Origin of the sequence: uncultured Kordia sp., assembly GCF_947496985.1 — a bacterium.
Classification (GTDB): domain Bacteria; phylum Bacteroidota; class Bacteroidia; order Flavobacteriales; family Flavobacteriaceae; genus Kordia.
On record NZ_CANMEZ010000003.1, the window covers coordinates 398,433 to 410,891 of the forward strand.

Sequence of the window (12,459 nt, forward strand, 5' to 3'; positions counted from 1 at the left end):
TTCTATATAAAGTGTATTACGATGATGACAGTACTAAGAGCTGGTTACTTGCGTAAAGAGAGTCGTATTACATTTTGGTTGGTTAGTTTAGTAAAAAAACGTTTCACGCTTGTGAAGCGTTTTTTTGTTATTGAAACTCACCATTGAAAAGTCAGTATGACGCACTTAATGGTATAAGTTGAACTAACCCTGTTGCATAGCAGGATCTTTTTAAGATTTTCCTAACTTATATTTAACAATTGTACGATTTTTTTTAAGAAAACGTGTAACAAATTGGCACGGAAGTTGTCTTATATAATGTGTATTACGATGATGACAGTACAGAGAGCTGGTTACTTGCGTAAAGAGAGTCGTATTACATTTTGGTTGGTTAGTTTTTATAAAGCGCTTTATCTTTTGATAAGGCGCTTTTCTTTTTAGGGAAAATCAATTATTTTTCACCTTAAAACTACCAGAAGTTGCATCAAAAGTGATCAAATCATTTGGAAATAATGCTTCAAAAATACCTTGTTCAATTAATTCGCAAGGTGTTCCCGAAAATACGTTGCCATCATGCATCACAATCATTTCATCACACAATTGAATAGCCAAATCAATTTCATGTGTAGAAAACAACATCGTTTTTTTTGTGTCGTGTGCTAATTTTTTGAGTAAATTCAACACATATGCTTTATGATACATATCTAAATGTGTAGTGGGTTCATCCAAAATAATCATGGAAGTATCTTGCGCCAAAGCACGTGCAATCATTACTTTTTGCAACTGTCCATCACTTAAGGTGTAACACTTTCTATGCTTTAATTCTTGCAAATTGGTTTTTCGCAAAGCACTTTCAATAATGGTATGATCATGCTTTGAAAGATTTCCAATCCAATTGGTATAGGGTTGGCGTCCAAGCGCGATTAATTCCAATACAGTCAAATTTTTAGATGGTAATTGTTCCGTTAATACCAAACCAATTTCTTTTGCTAAATCACCATTTGAATAGGAGTGAAGCGACTTGTTTTGCAATAAAACTTCTCCTGTAAGTGGTTGTTGAATTTTGGCTAACGTACGTAATAACGTAGATTTTCCAATTCCATTAGCTCCAACCAATGCAACTAATTTCCCTTTAGAAATACTAAAATTAATAGCTTCCGCAATCACTTTTGTATTGTTCTTATCTTGATAACCAATACTTAGTGCTGTAGCTTGTAAAACTGGATATGTGTTTGTTGTAGAAATAGGTTTTAATTTGAATTGACTAAAGTACGAATTATTATTAGTAGTTAGTATTGAGAAATTAGTATTGAGTTATGTGAGAAGTCTAAAAATTTAATAACGAATCTAATTAAAAAATCATCTTTCGTTTACGAACTAATAACCAAATTACAATAGGTGCGCCAATAATAGAGGTAATCGCATTAATTGGTAACGTGATTTCATGAAAAGGAACTTGCGCAATACTATCACAAATCAACATTAAAATTCCACCAATCAAACAAACACTTGGAACCAATATTCGATGATTTGTAGTATTAAAAAATAAACGTGTAATATGCGGAACAGCTAAACCTATAAACGCAATTGGTCCTACGAAAGCAGTACAACTTCCAGCCATCAAACTAGTCGCGATAATAATAATTAAACGCGATTTGTTAATATTAACACCTAAACTTCTAGCATAATTTTCACCTAAAAGAAATGCATCTAAGGACTTTATTGCCCAAATGCTTAATCCAATACCAAGCACTACTAAGAATGCAAGAATACTTAATTCTTCAGGATTTAAATTTCCTAAAGAGCCTAATGTCCACATCATAAATTGTTTTAATTCATCAGCATCACTAAAATAGGTCAAAACACTTACAATAGCACCAGTTATGCTTCCAAACATCAATCCAATAATAAGAATAGACATAGTATCTTTTACACGAAAGGAAACTGCCATCACAGTTAATAAAACGAGTAAACTTCCAATACTTGCTGCAATAACCAAACTATAACTTGATAGTAATAACGTTCCGAAAAATCCACCAAATACAGAAGCGCCCATAATTAATAAAGCTACGCCTAAACTTGCGCCAGAACTTAATCCAAGAACAAAAGGTCCTGAAAGTGGATTTCTGAATAAAGTTTGCATTAACAAACCACTTAATGATAAACCGAAACCAACTAAAATTGCAGCAATTGCTTTTGGTAAACGAATGCTTAAAATAGTAATTCGCCATGTTTCTTTATCAATATCGCCACCTGTAAACGCTGCAAAAATCCCTTTTAACGGAATGGCTACTGAACCTAAACTTATATTCATCAGAAAACAACTGATTAATAATAAGCTAAGTACAATAAACGTAATGCTATATGACGATTGATTTGGCAATTATAATAAAGGTTTAAAAAAGAATGGTTCGTAATCTGGTAAAATCGCTGGATGAATAGCTTTAATAATATCTTTTAGAACAATATCTGGTCGTGTTGGTGCGAGTTCATAATACATAGTTCCACCAGTTTTTCCGACTGTATTTGCAGCAGAAAATATTTTTTTATGTTGAAAAGGAGCAAACTCAGCATACGTTTTACTAGCTTTTTCCAAATCATCATACGTTTTAAAACGTCCAGGTCCAATCCAAATATCTGCGTTTGCAGCTTTATCTAGCACACTTTCTATACTAAGCGACAAACTTCCAGTACCATCAGAATCTGTCCAAATATAATTTGCATTGGCATCTTTTAAATATTGTGCCTGAAAACTTTCACCAGCTGGCAAATACCAAATGTCTTTATACATAGCGCCTGCTAAAACGGTTGGTTTTTTATTTATTTTGAGCGCTAACTTTTTAGCTTCTAGGTAATTGTGTTCAATTAATGCAAATACTTCTTTCGCTTTGGCTTCTTTTTGGAAAAAAGGCGCAAAGAATTTTACCCATTCTGCTCTTCCTAAAGGAGTTCCTTCTGTCCAATCACCATTATAAACAACAGGAATATGCACATCTTCAATCTTTTTATAGGTAGGATTTGAATTGTTGATAGAAAAACCAATCACTAATTCTGGTTGTAAATCGATCAATAATTCCATATTTATTTGATCATTTTGACCAATGTCTTTTACTTTTTTAGTATCAATTAAAGCTCTTGTCTTTTCAGAAGAAATATAATCAGTATCAGGAAAACCAACTAATTTATCTTCTACACCAAGCATTTCCAATGTTGGAATATGTGTGGTAGAAGTTACCACAATACGTTCTACCGGAGTTAAAATAATAGCATCATATGCATCGCGGTTTAGCGTAATGGAAGCTGCTTTTTCTCTAGGAATTAAGGCATATGTGAAATTTTTATCAGCATCTGGCCAAGGAGAAAATACAGTAATTACCGTAATATCTCCTGTTTTTTCAATAGCAAACTTTTTAGCATGCGCTAATGATACGTTTGTATTGGCTATTTTTTGTATAGGTGAAAATTCTTGTTTTGGTTCTTTCTTCTCGGTTTTACACGAAAAAGAAAGTGTACAAAGTATAATGAAAAGACAATAAAATGATTTGAAAGATTGCATATATGGTTTCGCTAGTTTTTTTCAAAAGTAATATTATTTCATCTTTTAGTAGATAGATTCTAAAGAATGTTTATTTTTGCGCCGAATTTTGGTTTCAAACATACAATAGTATGTGCGAATTAAAAGGGAATCAAGTGAAAAGGTAGCAAACCTTCATTCTTGAACTGTTCCCGCAACTGTAAACATGTGCTGATATTGTTCAGTACCTCATTTCAAAAATGAGTTGTTATAACTACAAGACCACTGAATATTCGGGAAGGTATATAGCAAATTGTAAGTCAGGAGACCTGCCAATTTTTCAAATGAAATGTCAAACTTTCGGGATAAAAGTTTGCGTATGGAAACCCATACTTTTTCCCATAAAACGAAAACAAATGAAAAAAACTGTACTATCAGTTAGTGCTTTGTTATTGGCTTGTACTACCGTATTTGCACAAGAACAAGATGACAAAAAAGAACAACTTGATGAAGTTGTGATCTCTGATTCACGTCATGCTTTAAAACGTGAAAACTCTGGAAAAACAGTAATTTCTATCTCTAGTGAAGAAATTGCAAGAAGCCAAGGAAAAACAATTGCTGAGGTAATTAATACGAAAAGTGGAATTGAGATTTTAGGAAGTAGAAGTAATGCTGGACAAAATCTAAGTTATTTTGTACGTGGTGGTAACAACCGTCAGGTATTAATTTTAATTGATGGAATTCAAGTAAATGATCCTTCTTCTATTGCAAATGATTTCGATTTACGTTTGGTATCTTTAGATCGTATTGAATCTATTGAAATCATCAAAGGAGCTTCAAGTACTTTATACGGAAGTGGTGCTGCAACTGCTGTAATTAATATTACAACAAAAAAAGCATCTAAAAATGATATCGCTTTAACGGTAAACAGTTCTTTCGGAACAAACCAATCACAAGACGATTCAAACTATAATATCAACGATTTTTCAAACAGTGCTCGTATTGATGGAACTGTTGATAAATTAAGCTATGTAGTTGGCTTTGGTCACCAAAGTACAGATGGTTTGTCTGCTGTAATCGGTGAAGAAAGTGATCCTTTTTCAAGAATTAACACGAATGTAAAAGTAGGATATAAATTTTCTGAAGCTTTTGAAGCTAGTATTTACGGTACGTTAGATAAATTTAAAAATGACTTTGATAATTCCTCTCCAAGAGGAGATGCAAACTTTGAAGCAGATAGTGAACAATATCGTTTTGGAGTTGCTCCAAAGTATACATATAAAAATGGTAGTGTAACGTTAAATGCTGCGTATACTTCAATTGAGCGTAGATTCTTTTCAAACTTTCCATCTAATTTTGAAGGTGAAACAATAGCATTGGATATCTATAACAAATACAACTTCAACAATCAGTTTTATACAGTTGTTGGTTTAAATTATATTGACAATCAAACTTTATTTGCTGAAGAGCAATCTTCTTCAATTGTAGATCCATATGTAAATGTTGTATATGTTTCTGATTTCGGTTTAAATGTTAATGCAGGAGCGAGAATGAATAACCATAGCGAATATGGAAGTCACTTTACCTATAACTTCAACCCATCATACCGTATGCCTTTAGGAAAAGGATATGTAAAAGCATTTGCTTCTTATAGTACTTCATTTATTGCACCATCATTATCACAATTATTTGGAAACTTTGGACCAAATCCAAACTTAGAGCCAGAAGAAAATACAACTATAGAAGGTGGAGTAGAAGTAAAGTTATCTGAAAAATTACGTGCAAGTGCTGTGTATTTTAACAGAGATGAACAAAACTTTATCAACTATGTCGTAACTGATTTTGTAACCTTTGCTGGAGAATATCAAAATGTAAGTCAAGATTTTACAGTAAATGGTTTCGAATTTGAAGTAGCAGCAACTCCAATTAAAAACTTAACAGTTGATGCAAACTATACATTTACAGAGAAGAAAGATGTAAAAGTATTACGTATACCAAAGCACAAAGCAAATTTAAATGTTGGATATGCTTTTACGCAAAAAACAAATGCTGCAGTATCATATCAGTTTACATCTGAGCGTTTAGATACAGATTTTGCAACATTTCAAGATGTAACCTTAGAATCATTTAGCTTAATCGGAGCAAACGTAAACCATAAGTTTAACAAGCGTTTAAGTGGATTTTTAGCAGTATCTAATATTTTCAATGAAGAATATACAGAGATTACAGGATTTACAACAAGAGGAACAAACGTTCGCGTTGGTTTTTCTTTAAACCTGTAGAGTTTATTTAATACCTATCATAAGTTGAAAGCCATTGGGAAACCAATGGCTTTTGTTATTTACAATGATTAATTTATATAAAGAAACTAATCAATCAAGAAAACTACATCAAAAAAATGTAATGTTGGTTTATCGGGAGCTTTTACAAGGATTTTTTCTAAAATAGTTTCTTGTGTTTTACTCTTGGTAACTCGTACTTGTAAACCTCTTTCTCTAACTTCTAATCTTTTTAGAAATTCAGATCTTTCAAGTGCATCTACAATATCGAGTCCAATATTAGAATCTGTAATATCAGCTAGCAATTCGTTTTCATCATAAACAGCTTTTGATGGTATACGTATAGTAAGTTCGCCAGTTTTAATTAATGCTAGATTTTTGAAAAACGCGAGCATAATGCTTCGTACAGCATTTTTAATACAAGCGCCAAACCAGCCACCTGTTAAGGTAATTTCTGCTCCGTGTAATACATATGTATTATTTACTCCATTTGGTGCATCTTGTTGACTTAGGTTTATACTTAAAGGCGGAATTTCAATAATTGATGTCGGATTACTAGTTGTAATATCTTCCCAAAAACTAACATGCATATTTGCTTTGAGCGCGTTCTTTATCATTGGTTCGAGAGTCGTTTTCACGGTGTCTTTAATATCTTTATTTGTTTTGTCAAAAAAGCTTTCTTGAAAATGGACAATAATTAAATCATTTATGGGTTCCATGGTTTCTAAATTTTATTAATTGTACCAAAATTAAATGAAGATTATATTGTGTAAAACACATAATAGTAGGGTTTTGCATCACCAATTTATGTGATTTTCTGGTTTAGCAGAATAAAAAAGAGAATATGTCAGAATCTTTCAAATTTAGTAATTACGTATAAGTACGTTGCATATTTCAATATAGTTATGTTACCTTGTTGTACTAACTTTTTTAAACCATATTACTTATGAGTAGCCCAAACCCGTTTCCAATTACGATTGCAAATAATTCAGGATCAGATGAGGAATTGTATATTACAATAAAAGGAATGAATGCTTCTATTGAAAACAACAAAAAGCAACAATTTTATAACTTAACAACCAAAACATGGAGTGATAACGCAGTTGCTTTAAATGTAGGAAAGGTTAAAGAGAAAGTGATTAACATTCCAAATATAGACTCTGGAATTGTATACCTTTCTTTTGGAAGTGCGTTAAAATTTGCTGATCGAATTTCTCCACCAAATATTGGAAATCCTTCTGATCCAAGTTTTCATGTAATTTATGATAAGTTTGAAATTTCTTTTCTACCAAAAGATGGTTTTCCTTTTATAGACATAACGAATGTTGATTTTTTCTGTGTTCCTTTAAAATTAGAAGAAAAACTGCCAAACGGAACTACAAATGGACCTAAAGGGTTTTTAAAAACACGAAAAGAAATTTTTAAATCTTTTGAAGATGGACTTGATGGACATTGGGCAAATATTGTACAAACACCAAAAGGAAATGATGAAGAAACAATACGAATTATTGCCCCAAATAAAGCATTAGTAAATATACCAGATGTCATAAATAATGATTTTGACGCTTCTAGTTTTCAAAATTATATAGATGCTGTTTGGGATTTTTATGCAGAAGGAAAAAATAAATCGGTTCAAGTAGATATGTCTGAAATTGCAGAATTTAATCCAGGTTATGAAAATATTGTTTTTGAAGGAATTGTAAAAAATGGAAAGTTCATATTCTCTGAAAAAGGAGGAACAGGAAAATTACCAAGTATTTCGTTTGACAAACCATCGGGAAGTAGTCAAATAAAAGGAAGTGTTTTTGGTTGCGAAGATTTATTTGCTGCGCCAAATAAAACGCCACAATCTGTTCCTGCTAAAAACTTAGGAGCTGCCTTTAATGTTGGAATCTTAGCACATCCAAATATTAAAGATAATACGTTGTTTTTGATGCCACCAACAACTAAAACACAAGATAAAAACTGGACAACATACAAAGATGAAAAAGTTTTTTATACTAATACAATGAAATTAACAGATGGAAGTACATTAGATTGTTACAATGTATATTCAAAATACATTCATGAAAATGCTATTGATAGTGATGACTATGCTTTTGCTTTTGACGATGTAACACAAAGTGATTCTACATTAGCAGACAAAGATGCAACAAGTGCTATTGTTACAATTCAGAACATTAAGTTATCATAAATATAAAGCATAAAAAAACGCTTCTAAGAAATTAGAAGCGTTTTCTAGTAATAAACTGATATGTATTATTCTTGTGGAATAATTAATTTATGATTTTGTAAAGCATCGTCATTATCTCCAACTTTTAAGTCGATATACATACGATCTGCTGTGATAGTTCGCAATTTAGTATCTGTAATAGCATCAATTGGTACAATTTTCATTGGATTAATATTTAACGGTCTTCCAGCATTTGCAATACTATTTAATGCTGCAGCTAGTAAAGGTTCTGTTTCATCACCTAGTACGCCTAAATTTGTTAAATCTTCTGCAATATTAATATCTGGAGTTAATCCGTCTGTATAGTTTGAGAAACCTGCGCTATTTTCCAATCTAGAAATTAGTGGTTGCATTGCCCATTTGTGATTTGGGTTTAATTGTGAATCACTAAATGTCCAAGAAGGAGAATCATATAAGGAAACAGAAGCTTCATTTTTTCCTCTTGAAGTTGTTCCTACTTGAACTACATCAATATAAGGTTCTAAAGAATTAATAACCAATTCACTTGCAGAAGCTGTACTTCCTGTAGTAATAACATATACTTTGGTTAAGCCCAAACTATTAATAGCTGCTCCAGTACTTAACGCATTTACAAAATATCTGTTTTCTTGTGCATCTGTTAATTGTGGTTGAATTTTATTATTGTAACGAAACTTTGTGAATAACTGTCCATCAAATTGTCCTGTAGCCATACTTCCTAAAGCAATAGCTGAACTTACGAATCCACCTGGATTATAACGAAAATCTAACACTAATTCTGTAACACCTTCTGCTTGAAAAGTAGCAAAAGCACCATTTAGTTGTGTATCAAAAGTAGAAATAAATTGATTGTACATTAAATACCCAACTTTTTTAGGTCCAACATCAATAGTAGAAGCAATATGTACAGGGTTTTCAGTAATGTTTGTTTTTGTTAAATCGATATTTCTTCCGTTTGGTGTTATAGAACGTACACCATTTGTAACCGTTAAATCAGCTAAGTTATACGTAGTATTTGTAGGATCGAGTAAATTTAAATTATTATCTGTTTCTGAGTTGAAGAATAAACTTTGTCCATTTACACCATAAATAATATCTCCTCTACGAATATCTTTTCCGTCAGCATCAGAGTTTGGTACAATATAGCGTACATATCCAATAACTTCTGAACTTCCGCTATTTAAAAAGATATAACGTGCGTCTACTCCGTTAGAATCTGAATTTCCCTGTTGGGAAGCTTGTAATTCATCATAATCGCTTACAATAACACTAAAACGATCATCAGGATGGCGTAAGTGTTCAAATAAATCAGCAGGATTTGGATAACTGCTTAAAAAAGAAATGTAATCACCACTATTATCTAACTTGCTATCTGCTAAATCTGTTACTTCGGCTTGCCAAAAATACCAAAGGTTTAGTCCTTTCCATACAAAGTCTTGGACTTCTAAATCGGCAGGTACACTAAACAGGTTGTCATCTTGATCTGTACAGCTTACTGTAATAACAGAAGCCGCAACAAATAAGAAGAGCAATTTCTTTATATTCATAATTTTCTTCATCATAGTAATATCTTAACTTGTGGGTTTACTAATAAACACTAAAAATAGCTACATTATTGCAAAATAAAAATTATTTGTAACAAATTTGTAACTGGCTCGTCTTCCTTATAAGCAATCAAAAAACAAAAACAACCATCACAATGAAACAGGCAGATTTTTTACATATGATATTGCCGTTCAAAGATAAACTCTACAGATTGGCAAAGCGCTTGCTAGTTTCAAATGAAGAAGCAGAAGACGCAACCCAAGAAGTATTGTTGAAATTATGGTCAAAAAAAACAAAGATTGCAGAGTTTAACAATGTAGAAGCTTTTGCAATGACGATGACTAAAAATTATTGTTTGGACAAATTAAAATCGAAACAAGCAAGTAATTTAAAATTAGTTCATAGTAACTATAAAGACGAACACACGTCTTTACAAAAACAAGTAGAAGTAAGAGATAGTGTTAATTTTGTGCATCAGATTTTAGAAGAACTACCACCGCAACAAAAAATTATTATTCAGCTTAGAGATGTAGAGCAATATGATTTTGAAGAAATAGCAAAGGTGGTAAATATGAATCCGACAGCAATTAGAGTAGCATTATCTAGAGCAAGAAAGTACGTTAGACAAGAACTTATAAAAAAACACAACTATGGAGTTAGCTAACATAGAAAAATTATTAGAGAAGTATTTTGAAGCAACAACAACGGTTCAAGAAGAACAAGAGTTACAGTTGTATTTTTCGCAAGACAATGTGGCGCCGCATTTGCAAGAATATCAACCAATGTTTCAGCACTTTGCTAATTTACTAGAAGAACAATATACACGAAACGTTCCATTACAACCTAGAAAAAACTATTTAAAATGGATTTCTGTTGCCGCTGTATTTATCTTCATGAGTACCATTGGAATTACCTATTATGTAGACGCTCAGGAAAGAGCAAAAGCAGAAATAGCGTATGCACAATTTAAAGAAAGTATGACCTTAGTTTCCGAGAGTTTCAATACGGGAGCTAGTCACATCAATCATTTAAATCAATTTACAGAAACAACTAACAAATTTATTATAACAGAAAATAATTAAAACATGAGAAAGATAGTAATTTTAGTAATCTTAATGGCGTTGCCATTAGTTACATTCGGACAAGGAATTTTTGAAAAATACGCAGATAGTGAAGACGTAGCATACGTATCTATAAAGCCAAGAATGTTTAAAATGCTTGCAACAATGGGATTAGATTCAGACGATCCTGATGCAAAAGAATTTTTAAAAATGGTGAATAGTATCACAAGTTTTAAAACAATTGCAACAAGTAATCCAAAGATATCATCAGACATTCAAAAGTGGGTTGGAAAACGCTCTAACGAATTAGAAGAATTAATGGTTGTAAGAGAAGGAAATACACGTATGAAGTTCTACGTAAAATCAGGGAGAAATGATTCACAAGTAAAAGAATTATTAATGTTTATTACGGGAATCGAAGACAAAGTAAAAGTTAGCGAAACAGAAATTAATACAGTTGTTGTATCTTTAACAGGAGATATTGATTTAAATCAGATTTCTAAACTTACAAGTCAAATGGACATTCCAGGTGGAGAACACTTAAAAAATGCGAAAAAGAAAAACTAAATAACGTTCTAATTTTAAGCGCATCAATGGCATTTGTCTATTGATGCGCTTTTTTGCTTTTTTTATATTATCATCAATCATCAATCATCAATCAAATCAATCAAATCAATCAAAAAATGAAAACTTTACAATCAATTATTTCAGTATTTGTATTGCTTATATGTTTTAGTAGTTGTTCTAATAAGAATAGCTTACAGAACTATATTTTAGCAAACGCTGAAAACAGCGGATTTTCTTCAAGTAGCATTCCTAAAAGCGTTTTAAAACCAATTGCTTCACAAATGAATGAAGCACAAACAGAAGCTTATGAAGCTATAGAACGTGTAAATGTATTGGCGTTTAGAGTATCAGAAACAACAAAAGATGCCTATACTGAAGAAAACAAAAAAATTAAATCCATCTTAAAACAAGAGCAGTACCAAGAACTTATTAGCATGGGATCACGCGGTATTGTAAAATATACAGGCGATGAAAATTCTATTGATGAAATTGTCATCTTTTATACTGATAAAAATATTGGTTTTGCTGTAGCACGTATCATTGGAGATGATATGACTATGAATAAGTTTATGGAATTATACCAATTAGTAGCCCAGCAAGATTTTAGTGAAGATGGCATGGATTTAGGTGTGTTTTCAAACTTCATAAATATGGCACAATAAAAAATTGGATAAATGTAGAGTAGTATACATTTATCCAATTTTATATTCTTATTATTCTATTTTTTATCTCGAAAACAAGTAAATACTAATAATTGCTATGACAAAGAGGATTACGAAAAAAGTAATTTCACGTATCTCTCTTTTCTTGATAGCCATACGGTTTTGAAGCTCAATTTCCGTTAACTCTTCATTTGCTTTTTTATTATAGATGTTCAAGAAAGAAGTTTCTAACTTTCGAATTCCATTCATAAAATCCTCAGAGTCTATACCATCTTTTGCAACAAACGTACATGTGAAACTTTCATATAAGCCAAAGTTTGAAAATTCATTTTGATTCTCGTTTATTCCAGCAAGCTTGTTTACATCAATAGCAGGTAATTTTAATGAACTCACCATGATGTTATCTAATGACAAGTCTTTTAAAATTTCTTTTAGATTATTATTCATACTTCCAAAATGAACTCCAGTTTCGTAGTTTTCTTGGATATATGATTTGATGGCTTTATTAAAAATAGCCTTCTTAATCTGTAATCGTCCTTTATTTTCTTCGGTAGTCAAGCTTTCGTATTTTTTTTGATTCTTCAGTTTAATACTTAAACTATTCATTATTTACACATTTTAACAACTCAACAAAATTAGC

General features: G+C 31.6%; 12 protein-coding genes and 1 riboswitch. Of the genes, 6 read left to right on the forward strand and 6 right to left on the reverse strand.

From position 1 onward, the window contains the following. Positions 1–426: 426 nt before the first annotated feature. From Q0828_RS10160 to Q0828_RS10170, 3 genes are all read right to left on the reverse strand, one after another. Positions 427–1,146, reverse strand: coding sequence for an ABC transporter ATP-binding protein (locus tag Q0828_RS10160; protein WP_298420211.1), 720 nt, complete (start codon positions 1,144–1,146; stop codon positions 427–429). Positions 1,147–1,330: 184 nt separating this feature from the next. Continuing rightward, the gene (locus Q0828_RS10165) at positions 1,331–2,362 is read right to left on the reverse strand and encodes an iron ABC transporter permease (protein ID WP_298420213.1); all 1,032 of its coding nucleotides are present in this window, start codon (positions 2,360–2,362) and stop codon (positions 1,331–1,333) included. After that, on the reverse strand, positions 2,363–3,535 hold the full coding sequence (locus tag Q0828_RS10170; protein ID WP_298420215.1) for an ABC transporter substrate-binding protein: 1,173 nt from the start codon (positions 3,533–3,535) through the stop codon (positions 2,363–2,365). Between the two features lie 72 nt (positions 3,536–3,607). Continuing rightward, positions 3,608–3,845: riboswitch (cobalamin riboswitch) on the forward strand. A 64-nt stretch (positions 3,846–3,909) separates the two neighbouring features. Here Q0828_RS10170 and Q0828_RS10175 point away from each other — a divergent pair. Further along, positions 3,910–5,775, forward strand: coding sequence for a TonB-dependent receptor (locus tag Q0828_RS10175; RefSeq protein ID WP_298420217.1), 1,866 nt, complete (start codon positions 3,910–3,912; stop codon positions 5,773–5,775). An 86-nt stretch (positions 5,776–5,861) separates the two neighbouring features. Here Q0828_RS10175 and Q0828_RS10180 read toward each other — a convergent pair whose 3' ends face one another. Then, positions 5,862–6,491, reverse strand: a complete 630-nt coding sequence (locus Q0828_RS10180) for a hypothetical protein (RefSeq protein WP_298420219.1) — start codon at positions 6,489–6,491, stop codon at positions 5,862–5,864. 227 nt (positions 6,492–6,718) lie between these two features. On the opposite strand from Q0828_RS10180, the gene Q0828_RS10185 reads away from it, so the two are divergent. Continuing rightward, positions 6,719–7,966, forward strand: coding sequence for a beta-1,3-glucanase family protein (locus Q0828_RS10185; protein ID WP_298420221.1), 1,248 nt, complete (start codon positions 6,719–6,721; stop codon positions 7,964–7,966). Positions 7,967–8,031: 65 nt separating this feature from the next. On the opposite strand, the gene Q0828_RS10190 is transcribed toward Q0828_RS10185, so the two are convergent. Beyond that, a complete protein-coding gene (locus Q0828_RS10190) occupies positions 8,032–9,531 on the reverse strand; it encodes a S41 family peptidase (RefSeq protein WP_298420223.1) in 1,500 nt (499 codons plus the stop codon). Positions 9,532–9,683: 152 nt separating this feature from the next. On the opposite strand from Q0828_RS10190, the gene Q0828_RS10195 reads away from it, so the two are divergent. From Q0828_RS10195 to Q0828_RS10210, 4 genes are all read left to right on the forward strand, one after another. Next, on the forward strand, positions 9,684–10,193 hold the full coding sequence (locus tag Q0828_RS10195; RefSeq protein WP_298420225.1) for an RNA polymerase sigma factor: 510 nt from the start codon (positions 9,684–9,686) through the stop codon (positions 10,191–10,193). Beyond that, positions 10,180–10,611, forward strand: coding sequence for a hypothetical protein (locus Q0828_RS10200; RefSeq protein ID WP_298420227.1), 432 nt, complete (start codon positions 10,180–10,182; stop codon positions 10,609–10,611). The genes Q0828_RS10195 and Q0828_RS10200 overlap by 14 nt, the downstream gene beginning before the upstream one ends. A gap of 3 nt (positions 10,612–10,614) precedes the next feature. After that, positions 10,615–11,157 (forward strand): DUF4252 domain-containing protein, encoded by a 543-nt coding sequence (locus Q0828_RS10205; RefSeq protein WP_298420229.1) that lies wholly within the window; start codon positions 10,615–10,617, stop codon positions 11,155–11,157. A gap of 116 nt (positions 11,158–11,273) precedes the next feature. Continuing rightward, a complete protein-coding gene (locus tag Q0828_RS10210) occupies positions 11,274–11,819 on the forward strand; it encodes a DUF4252 domain-containing protein (protein WP_298420231.1) in 546 nt (181 codons plus the stop codon). 63 nt (positions 11,820–11,882) lie between these two features. Here Q0828_RS10210 and Q0828_RS10215 read toward each other — a convergent pair whose 3' ends face one another. Then, positions 11,883–12,425 (reverse strand): hypothetical protein, encoded by a 543-nt coding sequence (locus Q0828_RS10215; protein WP_298420233.1) that lies wholly within the window; start codon positions 12,423–12,425, stop codon positions 11,883–11,885. Between the last annotated feature and the right edge of the window lie 34 nt (positions 12,426–12,459).